Origin of the sequence: Pseudomonas moraviensis (genome assembly GCF_900105805.1) — a bacterium.
Classification (GTDB): domain Bacteria; phylum Pseudomonadota; class Gammaproteobacteria; order Pseudomonadales; family Pseudomonadaceae; genus Aquipseudomonas; species Aquipseudomonas moraviensis_A.
Genome location: NZ_LT629788.1, coordinates 3553648 through 3580173, shown reverse-complemented (window position 1 = coordinate 3580173; position 26526 = coordinate 3553648). Strand labels below are relative to the sequence as shown.

13 protein-coding genes are annotated in these 26526 nt (G+C 59.9%); 7 read left to right on the top strand and 6 right to left on the bottom strand.

The genetic code is table 11. From position 1 onward, the window contains the following. Positions 1–12: 12 nt before the first annotated feature. The 3 genes from BLU71_RS15880 to BLU71_RS15870 form a co-directional block, all read right to left on the bottom strand. On the bottom strand, positions 13–2724 hold the full coding sequence (locus tag BLU71_RS15880) for an RHS repeat-associated core domain-containing protein (RefSeq protein ID WP_083353461.1): 2712 nt from the start codon (positions 2722–2724) through the stop codon (positions 13–15). Next, complete coding sequence (locus BLU71_RS15875; protein WP_083353460.1) at positions 2721–7235, bottom strand: SpvB/TcaC N-terminal domain-containing protein; 4515 nt, start codon at positions 7233–7235, stop codon at positions 2721–2723. The genes BLU71_RS15880 and BLU71_RS15875 overlap by 4 nt, the downstream gene beginning before the upstream one ends. Positions 7236–7436: 201 nt before the next feature. Beyond that, complete coding sequence (locus BLU71_RS15870) at positions 7437–8960, bottom strand: fumarate hydratase (RefSeq protein ID WP_016773454.1); 1524 nt, start codon at positions 8958–8960, stop codon at positions 7437–7439. A gap of 430 nt (positions 8961–9390) precedes the next feature. On the opposite strand from BLU71_RS15870, the gene BLU71_RS15865 reads away from it, so the two are divergent. Genes BLU71_RS15865 through BLU71_RS15855 form a run of 3 tightly spaced genes read left to right on the top strand, consistent with a single transcriptional unit; the run spans position 9391 to position 12203 of the window. Then, positions 9391–10497, top strand: a complete 1107-nt coding sequence (locus tag BLU71_RS15865; RefSeq protein WP_064365051.1) for a sensor domain-containing diguanylate cyclase — start codon at positions 9391–9393, stop codon at positions 10495–10497. Next, the gene (locus BLU71_RS15860) at positions 10490–11425 is read left to right on the top strand and encodes an iron-sulfur-binding ferredoxin reductase (RefSeq protein ID WP_083353459.1); all 936 of its coding nucleotides are present in this window, start codon (positions 10490–10492) and stop codon (positions 11423–11425) included. Before BLU71_RS15865 ends, BLU71_RS15860 begins: the two co-directional genes overlap by 8 nt. Before the next feature lie 28 nt (positions 11426–11453). Next, positions 11454–12203 carry an enoyl-CoA hydratase-related protein gene (locus BLU71_RS15855; protein WP_083353458.1) on the top strand — a complete coding sequence of 250 codons (750 nt, stop codon included), beginning with the start codon at positions 11454–11456 and terminating at the stop codon, positions 12201–12203. A 126-nt stretch (positions 12204–12329) separates the two neighbouring features. Here the strand turns inward: BLU71_RS15855 and BLU71_RS15850 are convergent, their stop codons facing one another. Together BLU71_RS15850 and pyk are read right to left on the bottom strand one after the other, a co-directional pair. Continuing rightward, positions 12330–16232, bottom strand: coding sequence for a hypothetical protein (locus BLU71_RS15850; protein ID WP_083353457.1), 3903 nt, complete (start codon positions 16230–16232; stop codon positions 12330–12332). Positions 16233–16395: 163 nt separating this feature from the next. Next, positions 16396–17847, bottom strand: a complete 1452-nt coding sequence (gene pyk / locus BLU71_RS15845) for a pyruvate kinase (RefSeq protein ID WP_024014116.1) — start codon at positions 17845–17847, stop codon at positions 16396–16398. A 172-nt stretch (positions 17848–18019) separates the two neighbouring features. Between pyk and BLU71_RS15840 the strand changes: the two genes are divergently transcribed. Both BLU71_RS15840 and BLU71_RS15835 read left to right on the top strand, forming a co-directional pair. Continuing rightward, positions 18020–18406, top strand: a complete 387-nt coding sequence (locus BLU71_RS15840) for a tetratricopeptide repeat protein (RefSeq protein ID WP_042607317.1) — start codon at positions 18020–18022, stop codon at positions 18404–18406. Between the two features lie 231 nt (positions 18407–18637). Next, on the top strand, positions 18638–18997 hold the full coding sequence (locus tag BLU71_RS15835) for a PilZ domain-containing protein (RefSeq protein WP_083354345.1): 360 nt from the start codon (positions 18638–18640) through the stop codon (positions 18995–18997). Positions 18998–19089: 92 nt separating this feature from the next. On the opposite strand, the gene BLU71_RS15830 is transcribed toward BLU71_RS15835, so the two are convergent. Next, entirely contained in the window at positions 19090–19467 is a 378-nt protein-coding gene (locus tag BLU71_RS15830) for a DUF6124 family protein (protein ID WP_042607316.1), read from the bottom strand. 476 nt (positions 19468–19943) lie between these two features. Here BLU71_RS15830 and BLU71_RS15825 point away from each other — a divergent pair, with 476 nt between their 5' ends. Together BLU71_RS15825 and BLU71_RS15820 are read left to right on the top strand one after the other, a co-directional pair. Continuing rightward, the gene (locus BLU71_RS15825; RefSeq protein ID WP_083353456.1) at positions 19944–22715 is read left to right on the top strand and encodes a carboxypeptidase regulatory-like domain-containing protein; all 2772 of its coding nucleotides are present in this window, start codon (positions 19944–19946) and stop codon (positions 22713–22715) included. 139 nt (positions 22716–22854) lie between these two features. Then, positions 22855–26508, top strand: coding sequence for a Tc toxin subunit A (locus BLU71_RS15820; RefSeq protein ID WP_083353455.1), 3654 nt, complete (start codon positions 22855–22857; stop codon positions 26506–26508). Positions 26509–26526: the final 18 nt, after the last annotated feature.

The following is a 26526-nucleotide window of genomic DNA, read 5'->3' as shown; positions in this document are numbered from 1 at the left end:
AGGCGCGAGCGTTCATAAGTGATTCGCTGCACTTTTTTTCTGCTGGTGTGCCGACACTCTCGGCAGCAACTCGGTGACACGGTTCAACTTGCCCAGCACAGCGGTCTCGACCTGTCCCAGGCGATAGCGGGTGCCTTGAGCCGTTGCAATGTGCTCTCGACCGAGACCTTCAAGCTCTGCCAATGCCTGGTCATACAGCTCCTTCCGGGCAGCGAGGTAATCGGCGGTCAATTCGATACTTTGTCCTACCAGGTCCAGATCGCGCTGCCCGAGCGAATTATTGAGTGCCTCCGTCACTTCGACACTGAGACGGAAAAAGGCCAGCCATTTTTCCAGATGAGTGCCTCCTGTGATGTCATCAGCGACTCCAATGGTTCCTGCTATCAGACTTTCCTTGTTACCGTCGGTGGTGCGGGGGTCATATTTTGAGAGAAAGGATTTGATTTTATTTTTCCCGTCCGTGGGTTTGGCTTCTTCAGCCAGACGACCGACATCGTAATCTGCGCTGTCGGGCAACAGTTTGTAGCCGTAAGGATTGTCTGCGCCTAGCTTGTCTATCCCTGCACCTGTCACGTCCGCGGCGATGGCTGCTGTGGCTATGCCGATACCCAACCCGGTGATCGGGTTGAACGTGGCAAATGTTCCGACGAATGTTCCTGCAGTAAGCGCCGTACCCGCAGTGAGGGCAGAGGCCAGAACGTTGAGCAGGGTCAGGGCTGCACGCTTCCCGCTGGAACGGTAGATATCCCTGGTGGAGTTCAAATGGCTGAGTTGATAGATCGATTTGTCCAGTTTGCCTGTAACAACAGCAAGCAGGTTTTCGTAGTCTGTCGCCACGGTCAGTAATTCAGAAGGTGTTCGCTGTTGCCCCTGAGCATCGAAGTACCGCAGCGGATTATTGCCAACGAATCCATACAGGTTCAGGCCATCCACATCCCCCGCCGGATCCGCACTGACCCAGCGCTGCAACCATGGCGCGTAATAACGGGCGCCGTAGTAATACAAACCGCTGGCATCCATCTCCTTGCCCGAATAGCGGATGAACTTGTAGGGGGCCTCGATCTCTGAAGGCGCGGTCATCCACGCCGTGGCGCCGAACGGGTAGTAACCTTCGGCGCTGATCAGTTGCGCCTGCTGACCGAGTTCCATGACGCAGGAGCCAAGGTGATCTTCCAGGCTGTAGCGCAGTTGATCGGTGGCGATGCCCTCGGGTTGTTTCGCTGCCCAATGCAGGCAACGGGCGTTGCCGAGAGTGATGACGTGCAGCTCTTCGCCGTTGTCGCGGGTGCGGATTTCCAGCCCCGGCAAGTAGCGCACCTGATGAAAGTGGGCGGCTGCGGAGCTATGGAATTCGTGGCGTTTGAACACGCGCATGCCCTGGCTGTAGCGGTAATGCTCGGCATCATCGGGGCCGTCCGGGCGCTGGATCAGGGTCACGCTTTGCAGCTCGTCGCGGGCATTCCAGGTCAGCGGTTTGCAGGGGTGCATCGCGTTCAGGTTGCCGTGGAGATCGAACAGAACGTCGAACTCCGGTTCCGGATCGTCTGTTTTCCAGCGTACCCCGCGATTACTGTTCGGATCGATGCGCATTTGCCAGGTGTAATTGTTGCCCGCCCGTACATGGCACAGCTCGATCAGGTTGCCACCGTGATCGTACTGATAGGTCTGGGTGTAGTTGCGGCGATCGTTAGGGTCACCCGGTTGCGGCAGACCGGGGATGTCCGGCGGCGGGCCCGCATCGTGGCCGGTGGCGCTGATCAGCCGATAAAGCGAGTCATAGATGAAATCACGGTGGCCTTCGATCCGTTGGTTGGCGAAATATCGCGGCGCAAAAGCGTGGTCTTCGATGCGGGTGATGTTGCCGACGCGGTCGTAGAAGTACTCGAGGTTTTGCAGGACCCCACGGTCTTCGTGGTGGCTGGACTGGGTGTGCAAACGATTATCCGCCGGGTCATACGTCCACGTGCTGTGCACCCGATTCCCGGCCAGTTGTTCGATGATCTGGTCGTTGGCGTTGTACTGCGCGTCGATCAACACCGGTTGCCAGTCAGACGTGCCGCTGATCAGCAGTTGCGCGTCCTTGAGTTGCCCGGCCAGGCCGTAACATAAGCGTCGCCGGTGGCCGCCGGCGTCGGTCTGCTCCAGCAGTGCGCCGAGGGGGCTGAACACTTGGTGGCTGGTAAACGGCTCACCGTCGTGGAACGTGCGGGTTTCCCTCAGAGACGGGCCGGTCAGGGAAAAACTGTCGGTAAGCAGTGAGCCGGCACGATCCTTTTGTTCCAGCAACTGGCCGCGCTGATTGAGCCCCGCCTCGGCCGAGGCGTCGGCGTAGATGAAAACATCCACGTTGGGCCGACCATTTTCCCCGACGGCGACCACCCGCAGTTGCGCATCGAAGAGCGTCTGCCAATGGCTGCCGCGCTGGTCCCAGCGGCGCAAAGGCTCACCGGCCAGCCCGGGCAGGGTCAGGCGCCAGCCGGCGTCGACGCTGTCGGTTTTCACGGCCGATCCGTCCAGGCGGTAAACCGTGGTCAGGCACGGTGCCGACAGGCGCGGATCCCATTGTTCGACCAGACGCCCGGCGCAGTCGTGCTGCTGCCGGGTTACCAGGGCTTTGGGAGTGTCGTCGGTCACACTGCGCAAGTACCCCACCTGCCGCACTGGCAAGCCGCGCGCATCGCCCACGGCCAGCGCGGGTGTGCGGCGATGCACGCTGGCGGTCACGACCCTGGCGCCTGGGTTGGAGATGATGTCTCGGCAGTGTCGTTGAAATCTTCGCTGGTTTGAAACCAGGGATGGTAGGCCACTCGGGACAGGTGCCCCTTGGCATTGATCAATCGCACCTGCCGGCTCATGACGTCATAGAAAACCTTGTCGTGATGGCCGAGGGTGCGCAGGGACTGATCGTTGACGTAGGTATAGGTATCGGCGAAAAACGCGCGGTACTGACGAACCGGCAAACCCTTGTTGTTGAATTCGACACGCTCGCTGATGCGCCAGCGCGGATTGGCATCGACCACTTTGATCTGACCATTTTCGATAATCAGTGAACCGTCAGCGTCCACGGCATACGCCTCGCCCGGATCGACCAGCTGCTGGGTTTGCAGAGCGCGGCCAAAGCCGTCGACACAGGCTTTGATGATCTGGATCTGCGCCAGCGGATCGTCCGGGTAGCGGTCGGCGCTGAGGATCACGCTGTGGACCGGTTCGCGATGCACGGCGGCGATGGCATCTTGCAGGGCTCGCTCATCGGGCGTCAGGACGTTACCAGGCCGGGCAAGTCGGCGGCGCGCGCTGGCCCTGATGTGGCCGCTGGGCAGCAGATAACCCTGGGCGATCCAGGCCAAGGGGGCGCGGGTATCACTGGCGATCCGACCCATCCAGCTGAACAGGTCCTTGCGCAGGGCACTCGCGGCTTTTTGTACGGCATCGGATGGGTGGGCAATGGCGGCGGCGGGGCTGCGGTCATCCGGAATTCTGTATTCGCTCAGTGGCTTGAACCCCGCCTCCCTGTTGTTCTCGGTGCCATGGAAACTGGTGGCCAGAGGCTGCCTGGCGGGGTCATAAATACCCTGATGAATGTTCAGGTTGGCATCGATGATTTGCAGCGGTTGCAGCGCGTGATAGTCGTACTCGATACGCGTCAGACAGCCGTCCGGTAACTCCACGCAGATGATGGCCAGCGAGTAAGGGTCGTATTCGGCACTGGTATAGCCATGGCTGAGCGTTTCACGGTAACGCCGTACCTTGTAGAAACGCTCGGGGCCGGCATATTCGGCGTAGCCGAAATTCGCCGACCAGAGGTCCTGCTCCCTGCTGCCCATGGGGTGGACCCAGAACAGGAACGGCATCGGTGTGTAACCGATTTTTGCCAATTCGGTCCGCACGTCGAAATTCGATAGAACGCTGTAAGCGTCCAGCGCCGTCTTGTCCAGTTGTGCCACTTCCAACGGGCCGAACAAGGCTTCGAAGCTGGCAGTGCCGTCGTCCAGCAGTTTGCCGTCGGTACTCACGTAACGTTGCACGGACTGTGTGGTCAGCACTCGCTGGGCGTTCCATTGCGGCGAATCCTCATGTTCCATCAGGCAGTCATAAGAGACCTGCCCAGGCATAAGCCCGGTGGGCAGTGTGCCTTTGGGCAAGACCAGCGCATTGCCGCGCTGCTGATAGGGCAAACCGAGCCGCCAATGCTGCGGATCCTTGTCCAGATCGATGAACGCAGAGCGGCTTTCATTCAGGTAGAACGATTGTTGCGCCGGGTCATGGGCGTCTGACCACCACTGCCGTTCATCAGGATCGTCGAACGGCGGCGTATCGTTGTCGGTGAGCCGCCGGGCGTAGCTCACGGTGATTGAGTGCGTCGCCTGGCCGTAAGCGTTGTAGCGCAGGACCAGATCCATGCGGCACATGGGATCGTCGACGAAGCCGTCGTACTGGTAGTTGATTTTTTCCACCACCAGCGGCAGCAGGACGGCGGCGGCGGTCGCGCCTTGTTTGCGCACCTCGCGCACCCGATAACGGATTTCTTCGACGGTAAAAGGCGTGGTGACCCGCGGAACATCCTCGCCTGTATCGGCATAGGTCTCGATGCGCGTGACCGCGCCAACCAGTGCCCGGGAAATCTGGTAGCAAGTGTCTGCGTCAGGAGCATCCAGCTGTTCCTCGCAATCGTCCGCCTCGTGGTAGCGGCTGAACAGCGTATCGCCCAGTGGCACTGCATGTGCGTCGTGAGTGAAATAGTCGTCACGCGAGCGGTTCATCGATTGCCCGGTATGAAACCAGGTGAAGACCCGCATCGGCTCGCTGAAGCCGTCGCCCTGATCGTCGCCGGCGCTCTCGCTGTCGGTTTGCTGCAACAGGCCGAAACCGCGGAACTCGCGCTCACGGCTGTCGTAGAAACCTTCCCGCCAGGTGAAAACCTGCGTCAGACAGTTGCCGGTGATTTCATCCAGTTGCTGCTGTTTTTTGACCACCGTCACCGGGAATGGCAGGTGGCACGCCGGAAAACGTCTGAGGGTGGGCAAATGGCGTTTCTCATCCAGCCATTCCTGCGCCGAGCTGCGGTAGACCACGCTGGCGCTGCAGCCCATGTTGTTGTTACTGCTGGTCAGCAGATACGGCTTGGCCGAAACGAAGTCGTAACGCCAATGCTGCGGCTGCATGTGCGTTACCGTCAGGATCAGGCTGGCGCAGCCCAGGCCTTGCAAGTCGGCGAAACTCACCTGACAGAACCGGTCGTAGCGCACAACGTCGGGCCACGGCACGCTGATCGGTGTTTGCTCCAGGCCATTGCCGCCGCGATTCAAATAGATATCGAAGGCGTCGGAGTTCAGATAAATCAGCGACGGGGCACCGGAGCCGTCGAGGTCGGCAAGGCGTACCCGGGACGAATCGAATTGCTCATAGCTGAAGGGCAACGCGCTGATCTTGCGGCCACGGCCAAACCGACCATGGCCCAGGTTCGGCCAGCAACGGAGTTCATCGTGGCGAATCCGGCACAGCTCAGGCATATCGCTGCCCAGAAAACTGCTCAGCGCCACCAGTTCTTTGCGGGAGTTGCTGAACAACGGCAAGCGGTCGTCGTCGGGTTTGTGAGCGACCTCCTCGGGAGCAGCAAAGCCCTGTTCACGTTCGTTGGCATACAGTCGCACCGAGTTCGGCCCGATCAATGCCAGGCTACTCAAACCATCTCCAGTCAAATCGCCGAGTGTCGAGAGCGTGTTGAAAAATTCCGGTGGGAATTTGCCAAACGGAATGAAGTCGGCAAACGTGCGTTGCTCTGTCAGGGTGCGAAACCCACTGATGCCCGGTCGGGCAGTAACCCAGTCGAGCCGACCGTCACCCGTCAGGTCGGTCAACAGTTGCTGGACCGGCCGGTTGCGATCAGCCACCGGAATCCTGTCCAGCGCGACCCAGGGCCCATAGTCGATTGCATCGGTGCCCTGGGTCGCGCGCCGCGGTTCGCGGTAGTACCAGCTCTGGTCATGGCGGCAGAGAAAACCCGGCACACCTTCGCCAAAAAGATCGACGCACTGATAAAAACCGCCGTCCTCGATACCCGGCTGCGTATCGAACTCTAGAAAGCGAAGCGGGGTTTTATTGAGGTCAAAAGGGGCGTAGTCGAACTCGACCGGTGGCGTATTTTCGACGAAGCCTGTGGCATCGAATGCCTGATAGTGCGCCGCGCTGATCTGGCTATAGGTCCACTTTGCGCCGTCCTGCGGTCGCCGGTATTCCAGTAGCAGGCGGCTCGCCAGTTTCGGTTGGTCAGTCGGCTTTGCGGGGAAATGATGGAACAGCAACGCTTGCTGGCAGAGTCTGCGCGTGCCCAGCTCAAACCCCTGACCATGGGTCAAAAAGCTGTCCGTTCGCAGCGTCCAGGGTTTCAGGGTGTCACCGTCGTACGCTGGGATATCGCTCAGTGACGTGCTGCGTTCGCCGTAATCGAACAGCAGATGAAAATGCCAGTCCAGTTCGGCGGGGTGTTCTGTGGTCCAGCTGTACAGATTGTTGCTGGCGGTGAAATTGCCGTAGCACACGCGGGCCAGATACCGCTGGGCGCGGTATTCATGCAGCGGGTCGGGATCCTGATCGTCGGCCTTGTAGTCGAAACAGATATGTTCGCCGCGCGCGTTCATGCTTTCGCCTATTAACCAGGCAGCGATATGTCCAGGCGCGTCGGGGTCGGCAATTCGGCTGGCTTCGGTCTTGCCGTAGAGGTGCAGCGAACCGTCGGCGCCGTGTATCAGCCAGAATGACGGTGGATAGGCCTCTCGGGTTTGCGCTTGCCAGCGCTCACGCAGGGCGAAATCACTTTCCACTTGCGGCCAGTAGCGCACGACCCTGTGCGGGCCGATGTCGACATCGTTATAGGTGTGTTCTTCCCGGAATTTGATCTCACCGTTTACATCCAGCTCCGGCATCCATACTTCGCCGTCGACACCGATGATCTCGTCGTGATCGGTGTAGCGCGGCACGCCTTTGTTGGTTCTACGGCTGATCTGACCCGCGCCGGCCAAGTGCCAGGAAAGCCCGAACGGACCGTTGCCGCTTTGGCTGCTGTAGTTCAACGAGAACTGCGCATCCCAGCCGCGCCCGGCCGTCGTCGGAATCGGCAGTTCGAACGAAGCCGCTCCGGTCGGCCCCACCGCGCCCCAGCTTTTGCCAATGGTGGCGATCGATGCGCTTTTGGCGATGGAGGGGGTGGTGATGCTCAGCTCTTGTTGTTCAGGCATGGTCGAATCCATTGCGCGCGGGGTGGGCGTGACTGGACTGACGCTAACAAGAATGGCGGGTAAATGAACCTGTCAGATCTGACAGGTGCGCAAGATCATTTTGTATGCTCCGGCAGTTTTTTTATCGCGATCGGTTTGCACATATGAAAACGGCCGAGTCATCCCTGCGGATGAATCGGCCGTTTCACGGAAGCGAAGGGCTTACTGCACTTCTACCGCCAGGCTTTCGCTGATCTTCTGCTGCCAGATCGCCGGGCCAGTGATGTGTACGGACTCACCTTTGCTGTCCACCGCCACGGTGACCGGCATGTCCTTGACCTCGAACTCGTAGATCGCTTCCATGCCCAGTTCGGCAAACGCCAGCACTTTGGACTTCTTGATCGCTTGCGCAACCAGGTAAGCCGCGCCGCCGACGGCCATCAGGTACACAGCCTTGTTGTCCTTGATCGCGTCGATCGCAGTCGGGCCGCGCTCGGATTTGCCGATCATGCCCAACAAACCGGTCTGCTCGAGGATCTGCCGGGTGAACTTGTCCATCCGCGTCGCGGTGGTCGGGCCAGCCGGGCCAACCACTTCGTCACCCACCGGATCAACCGGGCCGACGTAGTAGATGAAGCGACCCTTGAGGTCCACCGGCAGGGTTTCACCCTTGTTGAGCATCTCGACCATGCGCTTGTGCGCGGCGTCGCGACCGGTGAGCATCTTGCCGTTGAGCAGCACGGTTTCGCCCGGCTTCCAGCTCTGCACGTCTTCCGGCGTCAGAGTGTCGAGGTTGACACGGCGGGCCGACGGGCCGGCTTCCCAGACGATTTCCGGGTAGGCGTCCAGCGGTGGCGCTTCCAGCGAGGCCGGGCCGGAACCGTCGAGCACAAAGTGCGCGTGACGGGTGGCAGCGCAGTTGGGGATCATGCACACCGGCAGCGAGGCGGCGTGGGTCGGGTAGTCCATGATCTTCACGTCGAGCACGGTGGTCAGGCCACCGAGGCCCTGGGCGCCGATGCCCAACTGGTTGACCTTCTCGAACAACTCCAGACGCATTTCTTCGATGCGGTTCTGCGGGCCACGGGCCTTGAGTTCGTGAATGTCGATGGATTCCATCAACACTTCCTTGGCCATCACCGCGGCTTTCTCCGCGGTGCCGCCGATGCCGATACCGAGCATGCCTGGCGGGCACCAGCCAGCGCCCATGGTCGGAACAGTCTTGAGCACCCAGTCAACGATCGAATCGGACGGGTTGAGCATGGCCATTTTCGACTTGTTCTCGGAACCGCCGCCCTTGGCCGCCACGTCCACTTCCACGGTATTGCCCGGGACGATGGAGTAGTGGATCACGGCCGGGGTGTTGTCCTTGGTGTTCTTGCGAGCGCCTGCCGGGTCGGCAAGGATCGAGGCACGCAGGACGTTTTCCGGCAGGTTGTAGGCGCGACGCACGCCTTCGTTGATCATGTCGTCCAGGCCCATGGTGGCGCCATCCCAACGCACGTCCATGCCGACACGGACGAACACGGTGACGATACCGGTGTCCTGGCAAATCGGCCGATGGCCGGTGGCGCACATGCGCGAGTTGATCAGGATCTGCGCCATCGAATCACGGGCCGCCGGCGATTCTTCGCGCAGGTAGGCCTCGTGCATCGCCTGGATGAAATCCACGGGGTGGTAATAGGAAATGAACTGCAAAGCGTCGGCAACGCTCTGAATCAGGTCATCTTGCTTGATCACGGTCATGAGTCGCGCTCCTCGAAAAACACGGTGGGGCAGCTACAAGCTTCTAGCTTCAAGCGGCAAGTTAAAGCATTACGCGGACAGCTAGAGCTTGCCGCTTGAGGCTTGCGGCTGTCCCTTTGTGGCGCGACGCTAAAAAGGCGCGGCAGTATACCGCGGCTCTGTTGGGCATACACGCGCCAGTAGTCATTCATTGCAGCAGCTGCAAGCTGCAAGCTTCGAGCGGCAAGTCAAAGCAGTACGCGGACAGCTTGAGCTTGCCGCTTGAAGCTTGCGGCTTGTAGCTGCCCTTCCGGGCCGGGCGGGCCACACTTTTGACGCCATTTTCCCGGCCCGAAAATCGGTGGTCATTTAGCGACCGGGCCTCTAAAGTGGCATCCGGTCTGTAGAGTAGGACACTCGGTCAGCCTCCTATCGCACGGTGAGTCAACGATTGACCCATAACGCCATTCAACGCCTGTTGCTCAAACGCTTCGCCCTCGCTGCGGCCACCTACGGATTGGCTTTGCTGCTGCTGTGGCTGGCGTTTTTTACCGGGCATTACCAGCAATCGCTCAGTGGCGTGGCGATCGGCAGCGCTCTGGTGGTCATCAGTCAGGCGACCCTGTTCGGGCTGTTCTGGAGCGGTCGCAACCAGCGCTTCGCCGACCCCAGCCTGACCGAAGCGCAAGTGTTGATGGGCCTGGGCTGGCAGACCTGGCTGATCGCCCATGTCGACGAGGCGCGCGGGGCGTTTCTGGTGTTTTACGTGCTGATTCTGCTGTTCGGCCTGTTCCATCTCACCCGCCGGGTGTTCATCCGCTGCGCGCTGCTGGTGTTTTTCAGTTTCTCCGCGATTACCCTGTGGGACGCCTACCACTTCCGCCTCGCCGAGCCCGCGCTCGCGGCATTGCAGGTGTGCATTCTGGCGATGGTTTTGGCGTGGCTGGTGCTTTACGCACGTTTTGTCCAGGTTTCCCGACAACGTCAGCGCCAGCGCCGGTTTGCCTTGCAGGCGCATCAGGACACCTTGCGCGGAATGATGCGCCAGCTCGAAGACCTGGTCGCCACCGATGAACTGACCGGCCTGTTCAATCGCCGTCACTTCCTGCGCATCGCCTCGCGCGAGCTCAACGCGCTGGACAGCGACGTGATGCACGGTCTGGCGCTGATCGATCTGGATCACTTCAAACGCATCAACGACCTGCACGGCCACGCCGCCGGCGATCAGGTGCTGCAGGCGTTTGCCGCTGTCGCGCAAGCGTGCCTGCGCGACGGCGACGTGCTGGCGCGCTATGGTGGCGAGGAATTCGTGGTGCTGTTGCCCGACTGCGATGCCGAACGCCTGACCGCGTGTTGCGAGCGTTTGCGCATCGCCTTCAGTGAGGTGGAATTGATGGGCCTGCAAGTGCGCAACCTGAGCCTGTCGGCGGGCATGACCCTGCTGTGCGTTGGCGATGATCTGGATGAGGCGTTGCAGCGCGCCGATCAGGCGCTGTATCGGGCCAAGCGTGACGGGCGCAATCGTTGTGCCGCGGCATGGGAAAACGTCGATGCCTGAACTGCGCGTCGGTGATCGGCAATGGACGGTTGAGGCGGGCAGCAATCTGCTCGATGTCCTCAACCAGAACGGCGTCGTCGTGCCCTACAGCTGTCGCGCCGGCAGTTGCCATGCCTGTCTGGTGCAATGCACCCAAGGCCTGCCTGCCGACAACCGTCCGGACGCCTTGAGTGCCGAGCAACGTCAGGACGGTTGGCGCCTGGCCTGCCAATGCCAGGTGACCGAAGATCTGCAGGTGCACACCTTCGATCCGCTCGCCGACGGTCGCCCGGCCGTGGTCGAGGCGCTGGACTGGCTCAGCGACTGCGTTCTGCGCCTGCGGCTGACTCCGCAGCGGCCCCTGCGCTACAGCGCCGGTCAGCATCTGGTGTTGTGGATTGACCACATCGCTCGGCCTTACTCGCTGGCGAGCCTGCCGCAAGAAGACCGCTTTCTCGAGTTTCACCTCGATTGCCGTCAGCCCGGCGAATTCATCGATGCCGCACGTCACCTGCAGATCGGCGACTCGATCCGCCTCGGTGAACTGCGCGGCGGCGCTTTGCACTACGACCCGGACTGGCACGCCCGGCCGCTGTGGCTGCTCGCCGCCGGCACCGGTCTAGGCCCGTTGTTCGGTGTCCTGCGCGAAGCACTGCGTCAGGATCACCAAGGCGCCATCCGTGTCATTCACCTGGCCCATGACGCACGCGAGCACTATCTGGCCAAACCCCTTGCGGCACTGGCCGCGCAGCGGGAAAACCTCAGCGTCGAGCTGTGGACGGCGGCCGAGTCGGCCGCCGCTTTGGCGCAACTGCGCCTTGTTTCCCGACAGACCCTGGCCTTAGTCTGCGGCTCGACGGCCAGTGTCGACGCCTTCGCCAGGCGCTTGTATCTGGCCGGATTGCCGCGCAATCAACTGCTGGCCGATGTGTTTCTGTCCCGTGGTTGAGCGCTGATTTCCAGACGCGAGACACGCCATGACCGAAGCCATTCTGCTGGAACGCGAGCGCGGTCTGTTGACCCTGCGCCTCAACCGCCCGGACAAGAAAAACGCCCTGACCCGTGCCATGTACGGCCGCCTCGCCGACGCATTGAAGCAGGCCGATGGCGACCCGCAGATCAACGCCGTGCTGATCACCGGCAGCGCCGAGTGTTTCACGGCCGGCAACGACATCGCCGACTTCATCCAGCAACCGCCGAGCGACCTCGACAGCCCGGTGTTTCATTTCATGCTCAATTTGCTCGAGTGCCGCAAACCGGTGATTGCCGCTGTGGCCGGCGCGGCGGTTGGCATCGGCACAACCCTGTTGCTGCATTGCGATCTGGTTTACGTCAGCCGCGATGCACGCCTGCGCATGCCATTCGTCAACCTTGGTCTGTGCCCGGAGTTCGGTTCCAGCCTGATCCTGCCGCGACTGCTTGGGCAGGCCAGAGCGGCAGAATTGTTGTTGCTCGGCGAAAGCTTCAGCGGCGAGCAGGCTGCGCAGTGGGGGATCGCCACCCAAGCGCTGGACAGCGGTGATGCGGTGCTGAGCAAGGCCCGGGAGATGGCGCTGCGGTTTGATGAACTGCCGGCCGAAGCGGTACGCATCAGCAAGCAATTGATGCGAGCGCCGGATCGCGAGTTGCTGCGCAAAGTGATCGAGGAGGAGGGCGCGTTGTTCACCCAGCGGCTGCGTTCCCCGGAAGCGTTGGCGGCGTTGAACGGATTTATCAAACGGCACTGAAATGGCGGCGACTGCACTGGCCCTGTGAGCTAAGGGGCCACGTCAGCGAGCACATTTGTCAGGCCCAATATGCAACGCCCTGCCATTTACCTGGCAGGGCGTTGCATTTGAGGCGGTTGGCGAAACTCAGCCATGGTAGCGCAGCAACGCGATTTTTCTGCCGGGCAGGGTGGCGCAGATCAAAATCCGGCCATCCTCCTGCAGTGTCAAACCGGTAGCCAGTTGCACGCCGTCCTCCAGGCGTTTGCGTAGCCAACCTTGGCCATCGTTGAACTCCGGATCGAAGTCTGCGTCGATGAACCGTGCGATGACAATGTCAGCCTGTCCCCGTACTCCGATCGCCCCGGCGATCACAATCCTGCCGTTTTTCTGAATGGCTGCGCCTGTCCATGACGTAATCGAACCGGATTCCAGCTCCGTATAGAGAGGTTGACCCCGGTTGAACTGAATGTTGGGACTGCCGTCAGGTTCAAGGCTGATCATCACGCCTTCGTTGCCAAGGCTATCGCCGAACCCGAGGATGCGTTGATTGGGTTGCAGCACGGTAGCCTGGATCAGATGGGCGTGCAGTGGGCTGGCAACAGTGACAAATCCATTGTTGCCAAACTGCTCGTCCAGCTCACCGGAAGCGTTGTAGCGTACGAACATGGCCGGGCTGGGGTTGCCGGAGTCGTCGTACACATTGCCGCAACCCAGGTACTTGCCATCCGGTTGCACGATCACATTCCTCAACACCGTGGCATTGAGGGGGTAATCGGGATGAATCACCGGGATATAACCGATCTGGTTGAAGCCCAGATCCAGTGCGCCATTTTTTTCCAGGCGGATAATGAGGCCATGGGACTGCTGTAAATCGAAAAAATAGTTATGGGATGCGAGGATTTTGCCGTCCGGCAGTATTTCGACGCCGTGTGGATGGGTGGCGCTGGCGTCTATTTTTCGAGATCTGTCGCTGGATGCCGACCTGCCGGGTGGCGACAGCTTGATATCCAGTACGGTGTGTCCGTTGGTACCAAACGAGGGATCCAGTTGCCCGTGAGCGTCGTAGCGGGAGAAGGCGGGCACCAACTGGCCTCCAGCGTAGACTTCACTGAAGATGACGATGTTTCCATCGGGTTGAAACGTGAAGGATTTGATTTGCGACAGGGTGCAGTCAGGATAAATGTCCTGGGCAAAACCGGAGGTTGCAAAACTGCGATCGACACTGCCGTCACTGTTGAACCGACCAAGGAAATACCTGGGGTTCGGATCGGCGACATCTTCACCGTTGCCCGCGCAGTAAATCTTGTTGTCCGGGCCGATACGAACGCCGGAGACCCGCGCCAATGGCATGTCGGGGACATTGATCATTACTGTCCCGTCGGTACCGAACTCCAGGTCAGGCTTGCCTGCGCTATCGAGGGTTTGACTCTTCGTTGTCAGCAGACCGCGCGCTACGCAGGACACTCGCCGACCATTGTCCATTACGGTTGCAATGAACAGCGCGCTGTAGTCGGTGAGCAACGATGCAGGCATGAACCCCCTCATGACATCGAACTGCAGCCATCCTGTTCCGGCCCCGAACGTTTTATCCAGTTCGCCCCGGTCAGTGAACTTCGCGATCACGGTGCGACCTGGATCAAACAGGTATCCAAACGCCAGAATACTCCCGTCCGGCTGGGTGGCCGCCGATGACCAACTGGTCGAGCGGCCCTCCAGTCTGGTCAGCAACGGTTCGCCCCGATTGAACTGGATGTTCGCGCTGCCATCGGATTCCCGACTGATCAACAATCCCCGCTCCTTGTCCAAGTGTTGATCCTGGCCAATGCCCAACAGACGTCTGTTGGCCTGGGCAACGAGTTTGCCAATGAAGAAGCGCAGTTCGTCGCTATTGGGCTTGACCACCAAATAGCCCGCTGTGGCGAAGGAAGTGTCCAGGGCCCCAGTGATCTCCAGTTTGCTGAAAAGCGCGTCGCCCGGCCGATGGTTTTTTCCGAGGCAATAACCGCTCAGAGCGTACTTTCCTTCATGGTCGACGACCATATCGGTCAATACGGTATGAGGATAGTCAGGGTGTGCGACGCGGACCATTCCGGTCTGGTTGAAGCTGGTGTCGAGTGCACCATTGGGCATGAAACGAAGCACGACCGACTGCGTTTGTTCATTACCGTCATAAATCCGCGTCAGTACCAGAATCTTGCCATCAGGCAGCACAGGGCCGTGGCTGACCGATTGAGCCAGCGGCGTTGCGCGGGAGTTCTCATCGCGCAGTTTCCGGTCGGCGCTCAGGCTGCCAAGGGGGATCAGCACTTCCCCCTTGTCGCCGAAGTCCGGATCCGGACGGCCATCGGGTAACAGGCGCACGAGCCCGACCCATGCGTCAAAGCTGCCGTCGTGGTGGTCGCCTATCAGCAATATCTTGCCGTCAGGCAGCGGTACGACTTCAAGGATGTCCGAATGGGCACGTCCGCCTTCATCGGGATCGAACTCGCCGGTGACATGTCCACTCTTGCCGAATGTGCTGTCGACGACGCCACTGGCACTCATCCTCATGCACCAGTAGGAAACCCTGTCACTGTGCTCAGCGCCGACGACGTAGATCCGGCCAGTGGAATCGACGCCCAGCCCCCTGGGCTCAATCGTAGCCCCTTCAGTACCCGAAGCGTTCAGGAGCACTAGACCGTGGGTGCCGAAAGCGGGATCGAGTTGCCCTTCATTGTTCGAAGTCGATGGCGGCTTACCTGTGCCGTTGGCGTGGTAACGCAGGATCAGGCCTTGGAAGCCTCCGTCGCCGTGCCGAAAACCGGCCACGACGACCTTCCCGTCCTTCTGCAATGCCAGCCCATAGAAACGGGTGTGACCGTCGACCCGAGTGCTTGTCCAGCCGCGCTGGTGAAATGTCGTGTCCAGCGCGCCGTTGTCCAGCAAGCGCACCACCACGCCGGGCGACGACTCGTCCGCAGGCTTGATGGCTCCGCATAGAACAATTTTGCCATCGGGTTGCATTGCGCCTGCTTCCCATTTGGTAGTGCTGTCGTCGAGCCGGGTGAGCAACGGTGTTGCGCCATTGAACTGAATATTGTATTTGCCATCCGCTTCGAGACTGATCAAAAGGCCTCGCCCATCGCTGGTTGAGCCGATCCCCAGCAGCCGCTTGTTCGGCTGGGCAATGACCGTTTCGAATTCGGCGAATTCGAACAAGGTTTGTGGTGGGGCGAAGAAACCCGCCGTGCCAAAGCCGGGTACAAGTTTGCCGGCGCGCGTATAGCGCGCCATCAACGGCACTCTCAGATTCGGATCAGAAACCAGGCCTCCCGCCACCACAATCGTGCCATCGTGATCCACACATGCACTGCGCAGTTTCACTTGAGCGGGATCTGCTCCGGGATAAATCACCTGGACATAACCTGTGCCGTTGAAATCCGTGTCGTACGAACCATCGCTGTTGAGCAGGAACAGGTACGCACGGGTGTCTGTCACGTGAGTGACGGTATAGGTATTGCCCACGAGGATTTTTCCATCTGCCAGCGGTGTGACGCTGGTCGAAAATTCCTGACTGGCATTCTTCTCTGCTATGCCAGCCAGGTCCTGATCAACGCTGGAGACCGGCCGCCTGAGGATCACGTAGCCGTCGACACCGAAAGAGGTGTCGCGTCTGCCGTCAGCGAAGAATCTGGCCAACGCCGGAGTTGCCGTGTCGTAGATCCATCCGGTCAGCAGGATTTTCCCGTCATCGAGCAGCGTGATGGAGCTGCCCGCTGACTCCGTTCGTTGAATGAAATTGCCACTGGCGATGCCGTTATCGCCAAAGTCGGGATCGAGCGTGCCATCGGCTTTCAGGCAGCCCAACACGTAGGGTCTTTCGGTGACGCCCGTACGTGCCTGCCCCGTGAAATAAATCCGCTCGATGGTAGGGGTGTATTGCGTCTGGACGCCATACAGTATGGATTCGCGTCCGAGAGAGACGCGATCCAGTAAAAAAACACCGTTGTCTGCAAAGGTTTTGTCACGCCCATCGTCGTCCTGGGTCAACCGTATCGAATCGTTCATGCCGCTCTCCTTGAGTGGATGGTTACGACCCGATTAGCTACCCAACAATCGACCCGGTCTACTGTCAGGTCTGACAGTAGACACCCGTGTTGACTTTGTGCGCCGCCAACAAAAAGCCCCGCCATTCACATGGCGGGGCTTTTGCGTTTCAGCTGTCGGTCACTCAGACCTGCGGGTCGCCCACGTGCAGGATCTTCATGCCGTTGGTGCCGCCGGTGGTGTGGTAGCTGTCGCCCTTGGTCAGGATGACCCAGTCGCCTTTTTCCACAACGCCGCGCTTGGTCAGTTCGTCGATGGCTTTCTGGCTGACTTCGTGCGGTTCCAGCGAGGCCGGGTCGAACGGGATGGTGTAGACGCCACGGAACATGGCTGCGCGAGCCTGGGCTTCGCGGTGCGGGGTGAAGGCGTAGATCGGCACCGAGGAGCGGATACGCGACATGATCAGCGGAGTGAAGCCACTTTCGGTCAGGGCGATGATCGCTTTGACGCCCGGGAAGTGGTTGGCGGTGTACATGGTCGCCAGCGCGATGCTTTCGTCGCAGCGGCTGAATTCCTTGCCGATGCGGTGGCTGGAGGTCTTGCCGGTCGGGTGCTTCTCGGCGCCGACGCAGATGCGCGCCATTGCCTGCACGGCTTCCAGCGGGTACAGGCCAGCGGCGGATTCGGCCGAAAGCATTACGGCGTCGGTGTAGTCGAGCACGGCGTTGGCCACGTCGGAAACTTCGGCGCGGGTCGGCATCGGGTTCTGGATCATCGACTCCATCATCTGCGTCGCGACGATCACCGCTTTATTGTGGCGACGTGCGTGCAGGATGATTTTCTTCTGGATGCCCACCAGCTCGGCGTCGCCGATTTCCACACCCAGGTCACCACGGGCAACCATCACTGCGTCGGACGCCTTGATCAGCCCGTCGAGGGTTTCGTCGTCGGCCACGGCTTCGGCGCGCTCGATCTTCGCCACCAGCCAGGCAGTGCCGCCGGCCTCGTCGCGCAGTTGACGGGCGTATTCCATGTCCGCGGCGTCACGCGGGAAGGACACCGCGAGGTAGTCGACTTCCATTTCCGCGGCGAGCTTGATGTCGGCCTTGTCTTTTTCGGTCAGGGCCGGCGCGGTCAGACCGCCACCGCGACGGTTGATGCCTTTGTGATCGGACAGCGGGCCGCCGATGGTCACGACGCAATGCAGTTCGGTGGCGGTGGCGGTTTCAACGCGCATCACCACGCGGCCGTCGTCGAGCAGCAGCTCGTCGCCCACGCCGCAGTCCTTGACCAGATCCGGGTAGTCGATGCCGACCACTTGCTGGTTGCCTTCGGTCAACGGATGGCTGGTGGAGAAGGTGAATTTGTCACCGATCTTCAGCTCGATCTTCTTGTTGGCGAATTTGGCGATACGGATTTTCGGGCCTTGCAGGTCGCCGAGCAGGGCGACGAAGCGGCCGTGCTTGGCAGCGAGGTCACGCACCAGCTTCGCGCGAGCCTTGTGCTCGTCGGGGGTGCCGTGGGAGAAGTTCAGACGGGCAACGTCCAGACCAGCCAGAATCAGCTGTTCGAGAACTTCCGGCGAGTTACTGGCCGGGCCAAGGGTAGCGACGATTTTGGTACGACGGACGGACATGCAAAGACTCCTGAGTTCAAGCGCAGGCAGAGGCTACTATGCTCGAAGGGTGTAGTCATTGTTCGAATGCACTACTTATCGTTTTCTTTATTGAACGCGGCAACTTTGCGATCAGCGCGCCTGAAGATTTCCGACCAGGGGTCGATACAGAGCACAAGACAGGAGAACCCCCATGCGATTGTTGCCCATTGCCGCCCTTGCCCTCAGCGTCCTCGCCGTGACGGGCTGCACCCGTTGGTCGATGAACCATCACTTGAACAACGCCTACAGCGCCTACGAGCGGGGCAATTGCGAGCAGGTCATGCTCGAACTCTCCAAGGTCGAACGCGCCAGCCGTGCGCGGCCGTACGTGTGGCCGGAAGTGTCGATGATGCGCGGTCAGTGCCTGGAACGGCAGAAGCTGTACATCGACGCGGTGCAGACCTACCAGTTCATCATCGCTTCGTACCCCGACAGCGAATACGCCTACCGCGCCCGTGCGCGTCTGGAAACCCTGCAGAGTCTGGGCCATTACCCGACGCGCAGTGCCGCTGCGGTGGTGCGGCCGACACGCTTCTGACGGCACTTGCCGTACAAAATCTGGCCGTCTGTACAAGCTCCGCTATAGTCAAGGAAACCGCCTGAAGCCTTGTCTTCACGGCGGCGCAACACCTGCGACTGGCAGTTGTAAAGGTGACGGCGATGATTGCGACCGTCACACCGGAAGCGGGGAGAGCGGGCCTGCCGAACAGGTTCGTTCCGAAGCACAGGTGCGGCTCCTGAGGGAGCCATGCAGGGCGAACTGCTGATCATGTTTACCGACCGCCGGATCGAACGGCACCAGTTGCCGTACTACCTCAGAGTGTTCAATAGCGTGACCGACAAACCCGTTGGCTTTCTCGGCAACGTGTCGGCAGACGGGCTGATGCTGATCAGTCAATTGCCGATGATGGTCGGGATGGATTTCCAGTTACGCCTCAAAGTCCCCACCCGCGATGGCGGCCAGCAAGTCATCGATTTCAGCGCCTGTTGCGTGTGGTGCCATGAAGACGCCACGCCGCTGCACTACGACGCCGGTTTCATCCTGCGCCGCGCGCCAGTGGAGTTCGGTCAATTGGTGCTGGCGCTGCAGCAGTACTTCAGCTTTCAGCCGTTGCCGGCCTCGGCCTGAACAGCAAAAGATCGCAGCCTTCGGCAGCTCCTACAAGGGAACGCGTTCCAGATGCAGGCGCTGCCGAAGGCTGCGATCTTTTGATCTTGACGTCACGCCGTCGTGATCGCTCGCTCCTGATCCAGCGCCTTCTCCGCCAGCAATAACCCCATCTCGCTCAACTGATAGATCGCCATCGCCAGATGTCGCGGCTTGTCCTCGAGGCTGTCCGCCAGATCGAGCAACAGAATGCTGACCGAAGAAAAGGTCTCATAGGTTTGAATGGCCATCGCTTCAGGGTTGATATCAGGCGCGACCATGAACATCTGCATGCCGCGATCGACGGAATTGCACGACGGCGCAGTTGCGGGTTTTTTCAGGTAGTGGTCGAGGGCTTTTTCAGCGGCCTCGTGGAGTCTGGTGGAATCGGGGGACGCGTAGGGGGAGGTCGAGTCTTCGGTTTCGGGGGGATTGGGTGTTGGTTTGATCATGGTGATAACCCTTGGTTGGGGGCCTTCACCCCTCGCGACTAAACGAATGGGGTGGCGGCTGGACGCAGGTTAGTCGACCGGGGGTATCACCAAAAACCGGCGCGCCGAAGCGCCCTGCGTACAGCCACCATCGAGTGCGGGAATAGGATTACCCGACTTGATGACGCTTATACACCTTGATGACAAACCCCCGGGCGACTAAACCCGACCACTGATTGGCAGCGGCACGGATCACGTTACGGGGCAGCTTCAAAGCGCACAAGCCGGCGGATTCTGAGTGATGTGTAGGCAACGGCGCAAGCCGATGTAGCCGCGTGTTAATGGCTGAAGGACGTCTGCATGTTGCGGTGTGGGAATAGTTACCGCTGGTCGGGACTGTCAGAGTTGACAGGTGGCGGCCGAGGCACCAGCGGGTATTAAACACTCAGGCTCCGGCTCCCGCTTGCACCAGCTCTTAACCCGTCGAGGAAAGCTAGATGGAAGACTTTGACAAGAATGTCGATCCGCAGACCGAAAGCGTGTCCTCCTCGCAAATGAATGAAGGAAAGGCGCAGATACTTCAGATCGATTTCCCTCCTCCAAACGCTTTGCTGGGCAGCAAGGTAATCGTGCGAGGCAGAGCTGTTCCGCAGAATCCTTCTCAAGAGGTGGTGGTGGAGGTTAACCGGACACTTTATCCACCTCGAGACGGTAACGGGTATTGGTATGTAGAAGATGATCTTGAGAGTCTGCCCTATCCGAATCTGAACATAGCGGCAAGAATCCGCGACCCTGTGCAGCGTGTATCGGTAGACATTATCTGGCGGAAGAATTGCGGGACCTCGATTACATCTCCTGCTGCAGGCGCGTTCGTACCGCCGGCTCAGCCTTTTCTACTGAAAGGAGACGCCATAACGGGCTCGACGGTTACGGTAAAGAATGTTGCGACAGGCCAAACCTTGGGTACCTGTGTTGCCGGTACGTATGGTTTCTGGGAAGTGAGCATCATCCCTCCGCCCACTTCTTCGCTGACCATTCAGGCTTCTCATGACGGGTTTGGCGGCTCCCATGCTCCGGTCGAGCGCACGTTTGTCACGATGGGTGCACCTCGCATTACAAAACCGATGGAAGCCACTCCCCAGAATCCCCAATTTACTCTGGAAGGCGACCAGGGTGCGTTCGGGGCAACGGTTTCCATCTATCCGGATCTGGAAACCGGTCCGGTCCTCGGATCGTCGACCATCACAGATATGGCAGGTAGCTGGAAGGTAGAGGTCGATGTCTCCCCCGGCCGTCGCTCGTTGGTCGCCAGGCAGCAATTCACCGGCAGCCCTCCATCATCCGCCAGTGTGGCTCGTTACTTCAGAATTCGCCCGCCGAGGCTGGGGGAAGTCGATGTAGTGGTGGAGGGTACCGTTGTAACGTTGTCGGGCGAGGGTATTGATGACGCTACGGTCGAGTTCAAGGTTGTCAGTCCGCCTGAAGCCACAACTCCGCCGCCTGCAGAGGTCATAGGGGGGAAATTTCAAACACAGGTGAATGGCTGGCCGCTTGGGACTGTCATTCTGGACGTTGTGCAAAAAATTCGTGATGTCCCTGCCGGGTGGATCGAGTCTGAGCCTGCGCGGATAACGATTTCGCTGCAATTGCCGGATCCGGCAGCGATAGAACATGACCAGGATTATCAGCCGACCATTTCCGGGATGGGCTATCCCGGCGCAACGGTGAGGCTGCTTGGCCCTGATGACACGGTCGCGGCTGAACCGGTACTGGTGCCCACTGCGGGGCGGTGGTCTACCCGGACCATTGCTGAGTGGGGACCGGTGCGTGATCGCGAGGTTCGTATCAGGCAGTTCATGGACGAACATGCATCCCCCAGCTGGGTGACGTTAAAAGTCACCATCCGGCCGCGAAAACCTGAAATACATCCGTTCGACCAAGACACGCTTTCACCCGAATTCAGTGGAAGTTGCCACAGCACAGCGACCGTCCTTCTCAAGTTCAGTGATGACGAGCGCTTTTTTGAAGCAGATGTATCTGGAGACACCTGGCGCTTTCAGCGCGACCTCTTTTTCACTGAAGGTATGGCTTACGCCGTCCAGGCGACTCAGACGCTCAACGGGCAGACCTCAGAGCCTGCCTCCACCAGCTTCATGGTCTACAGGGAGCGGCTCAAGCCCGCGATCAGAACGCCGCTGCCCGAACAGGAAACGGACAGTGATCTGACAGTGACCGGTGACTTCGGCATGTCAGGCGCTTCGATGCGGCTGTGGAATTTACAGGACGGAAAGCCCTTGGGCGATCCCGTGGTTCTCGGGCAGGACGGCCCTTGGTCGGTGCGCCTCACCGGACTCGCCATCAAGACATGGTTCATCACCGCGCAGCAAACCCTCAACGACCGGGCCTCACCCGACAGTGAGGTGCGCCAATTCGACGTCGTGGTCATGCCGCCCGAGTTCGTGCGGCCGCTTCCTGGAGGCGATCTGACGCGCACGGCAGTTCTGTCGGGTACAGGTCGGCGAGACGGGTTGGTTACCGTTTGGCGCCGCGGGCTCGATGAGCCGTTGTTGCGCGATGTCCAGATCGGTGTGGACGGTACGTGGGAAGCCAGCGTTGTGTTGGAGGTCGGAGACGAAATCCTTTGGGCAACTCAGACGTTCGAGGGCAAAACTTCAAAACCCAGCCTTGACGTGCCATGTCGGGTCGTACCCGTCGCGGTGATGCCCGAATCACCCACTCCCGAAGAATTCCTCGGCGCTACAGTGACGGTGTCCGGGTTCGGCGTTCCTGGTGACCTGATCACGCTCAAGCGCGGGGAATGCGTATTGGGCACGGCCCCGGTGCTTGACGACGCAAGCTGGTCAATCCCCGCAACGCTGGAGCTACCCGATGGGGCTGTCACATTGAGCGTTATGGCCTCCAAGGGTGAATATCATTCGATCCCCAGCGAATGGGAGTGTCAGGCAAGGCTCTTTCTCCCGCAATTCATATACCCAGGGCCAGGCCTCTGGGTTCCTCCCTTGGTGGCCGTCACTGGCTTGGGCAAACCGGGCATCGGGACTCTCTTGAGCTGGTACAGCGCGGATGTCCTGCTTGCCGGCCCCATTACCGTCACTGACGCTGGCTGGACGGCCTCGCCGACGGAGCCGCTCCACAGTGGCGCCCAGTGGTGCCGTTTCCGGCAAATCTCCGACACAGGGGCGCCAATGTCAGACGATGCAGAAAGTGCGCGTTTTGATGTGCGTGTCGATTCGCCAGACAACGCTTGAAGGTTTTCCGATGAATGGTCGTAAAACCTGTCATTTATGACAGTGGACTATGTCTGTTCCGAAGCGCTGAATGCTCTGTATCAACCGATGCCGGCCAGGTTCCCCGCCAGCGCACATCAACTGTTCAAGGACTGACAGCATGGCCAGTAAAAGTACGGCGAAAAAACCCGCCCTGGAGTTGTTCGAGCAGGTCTTTGGCGAGCAGCAGAGCCTGGAGAAGTTCGCCGGTCTGAGATCCTGGCTGGAGCGTGGTGAGTCGATTTTTCCCTTGGTGGAGAAGGGCGCCGAGGGCCTGGCGAAAGACTTCGACATCAATGTCGAGGACGCCAGAAAGTTGCTGCGTCGGTTGAATGGCCTGGCGGTTTACCTGCGACGGCAGTTCATCGAGCAGTCATTGGCCGGCGAGACGACACCGGCACCGTTCGAGGCGGGTGGGTTCAATACCGGGCCCAGTTTCGAACTCCTGTTCCGCCCGGCATTTGACCAGTTCGCACCGGTTGGCGCGCTCGAAGATGCCACGGGGGTTGTCGCTTATCTGGTAGAGATGTGGAAGTGGGTCGGGGACAATATCGAGGACTATGGTGATTCCGATGCGGTAACCGGCATGATTCCGATCCACACGCGTCGGGCCGATATCAGCGAGCTGCTCATCGACCACAACGCGATGCACCAGACCGTTTCAGCAGTGGAGATCACGCTCAAGGTACTGGAAAGGTTTATCGGCAAAACTGAAGCGGAGCTGGAAGCCGCCATGATCCTGCGGCGCTATCCGAACGGTTTGCCGTACTACAAGCATTGGGCAACCATCAATGCGCTGGTCGCTGATCACGGTCTTTCGGTAGGGCACTTCGCCCGCTGGACAAATATCGAATATCCCAACTTTCTTCTCCCGGATGCCTGGGATGACGACGCCGGTCGTGCGCTGGCGCATGCGTCGCGGCTGGGGCCGTTTCAGCGAGACTTGTTGACCGAGAGGCCCGTTCCCGACGACGCCGACACCAGAAACGCATTCTATCTGAAGAATTACGGCGCCACCGGGGTGGACTGGCAGAACCTCAATCAAGTGAATTTTTTCGCCAAGCGCACCAAACTGGATGCCGATGGCGTGGAAGCATTTCTGTCCATTGGCCGTTACGCACCAACACGATCGGATAACGTGAGTATCTATGCGGCTGCCGAAAAGGAGGAAAGCGAGCGTTCCGGTTCGGTTTTTATCAACGGCGGCGAATCACCCGCCGTCAGTGTCAATTACGAAAGATTTCAGCACCGGTTGAGCGAATCCCCCCTCAACCCGAGGCGATACGACCGGATGAACCGCAAGCGACGCCTGGATTTATGGCTGAGGCTGCCTCCCGAAGAGGTCGATTCGCTGCTGGTGGCCGCTTTCAACGCCGAGTGGGCTGGCATCCCGGACTCCCCTGAAAAACCTGTAAAACCCGCCATCTGGGTTACCGACCATACCGTGCATGCGCTGGGGTTGTTCCAGACCTTGCGTGAAGGCTTCCAGTGCACGGCTGCGGAGTTCGCGGTGTTTATCGACAAATTCTCGATCTATGGCCGCGGGCAGCTAGCGTCACAGTTTGATCAGATATTCAATAATGTCCAGAGACACTACCGCGATCCATTGCTCCTGGATAACGGTGAGTTTCTCTTGCTACCGGCGCAGGGTGTGCCCGAACTCACCATCAGCCGAATCTGCAGCGCACTGGAAATCGACCTGCAGACCTACCAGTATCTGGCGCTGGCGATTGCCCGTGCCCATGGCCGAACCGGGACGCTCGAGCGCAGCCCGGAGATTCTGTCGGCGTTTTACCGACTGGTGAAATTGCCCCGCTTGTTGGGCATGACGCCGGTCGAGGGGCTGTTGATGCTCATGGTGCTTGGCGGGGAGGCATGGGCTGACGGACTGGCGGGCGTTCCGGTAATCACGGGAGAACCCACGGCCGGCGACACTGCCCCCGATGTGTTGAACCTCATTTCGGCACTGGTTGCATGCCGCTACTGGTGTCGAACGCGCGATTTGCCGGTGCTGTGGATGCTGCAACAGGTGGCGGTTCCTCAGGTGTCCAATGTGGCGGCCGAGCCAGAACTGCGCTTGTTCGAGCAGGTCCGCAATTTGCTGGGCGAGGCATTATTGACGCATACCGGATTTGTGACCGCCGGTGTGCCGCCGCTGCAGGTGGGGCATAACTGGAAAGATCTGCTTTCTTCGCTGACTGACCCGCTGGGGCTGGTGAAATCCCGCGAGGGTACGGAAGACCAATACGTTGTTTTCGCCAGAGAGGAACTCGACAAGGCGGTCAGGGAGGGGCTGATTGAAGATGACATCAGTGTGCGTGCGCCCATCGTCGAAATCATGCTCACGGTTCTGCTGCAGGCGCGTGCTGCTCAGCTGTCAGTCGCGCGTGAATGTCTGGCCGTTTATACCGGGCTGGATGCAGAGAGGGCGCTGAAGGTCTTGACCTGGGCGAATTCGAGCGTTTATGAGCTGTTGGTCAGAATCGTCGAGCAAATGGGTGAGGACTGGGAGCTGTCACACACCCTGCGCGAGGAACCTCTTGATCCGCTGTTTTTTCTGCTGGCTGACATACGTCGGCTCAGCGCCGTCGTGGCTGAACTCGACATAAGCCTCGAAACCCTCGATGCCCTGCTCGATTACGGACTCAACGATTGGTGGCAGCAGAACGACCCTGAAGTCTTCAGCGTCGCAACGCTGTACTACCTGACGGTTCTGATTCATGCCTTCGAGATCAGCAAGCAGCCTCATACCGAGTTGCTTGAGTACCTGAGGCAGATCCATGAATGGGGAGATCCGGAGGGTTTGTCCACCGACGCGCTGCGCCTTGCACAGCAGGCATCGGAGGTCTGGCTGGCACGGTTTTTCGACTGGAGCGAGCAGGAAGTGCACGAATGCATCGGGCGAATCGACCCGACATACAGGCTCTTGAAAAATCTCCAGCAACTGGATCTGTTGGTTCGGGTACGCGAACTGGCCACCCATACCCAGATGGATGCGCTGACCATTTTTCTCCTGGGGACGCTGCCTGAAACCGTCGACAAGTCGGTTTACAAAGACGCTGCCGAGCATGCCTCGTTGAGTCTGTGGGAAACGGCCGCAGCGGTTCGCCCATCCGCCGAGCTGCGGGCGCCGCTCATCAACATGCAGATTGTGCCGGATAACTTCGAGGTGATTGCCGGGAGTGAGGGCAAGATCATTTTCACCATCAGGCTGACAGATCAGGACGGCACGGCGCTCAGCGGTGTGTCCATTCGCGGACAGGCCAGTCTTGGCACCCTGGTTATCGGCAACACCCAGCCACAAACCGGTGTCGCCACGGCAACCTACACGCCAGGGAAGGTCATGGGCGCTGAGCGTCCGCTGTTCTGGTTGCCCTTGATCGCGCCGCAGGAGGGGCCGCTCATCCAGGTGACCGACGACGAGCTGCACCTGGATTTCCCCGCGCCTTTCATGTCCAGAGTGCCCACCAACGTTGTGCCAGCGGGGCAAGCGGTCGAGTTATCGGCCGTGCTCATGGATCGCTTCGGCAATCTGGGCAAAAACCGCGGGGTGCGTTGGTCCGCCACAGCTGTTGATGACGCGTCTTTACTGGCGGTTGAGGCGGTGATTCGGCCTCAGCAGGGCCAGACCACTCAGCAAGGCGTTGCCCGAGCGGTTATCTCAAGTCCGACGGGAGGCACATTCATTTGCACCGTGTTCTCGGAGAGCAGCAAAAACACAGTGGACTTTGCACCGATTGAATTCGCGCCTCCCCCCCTTCCGAATGAAGCATGACGTTCGCGCAGCCCCGCC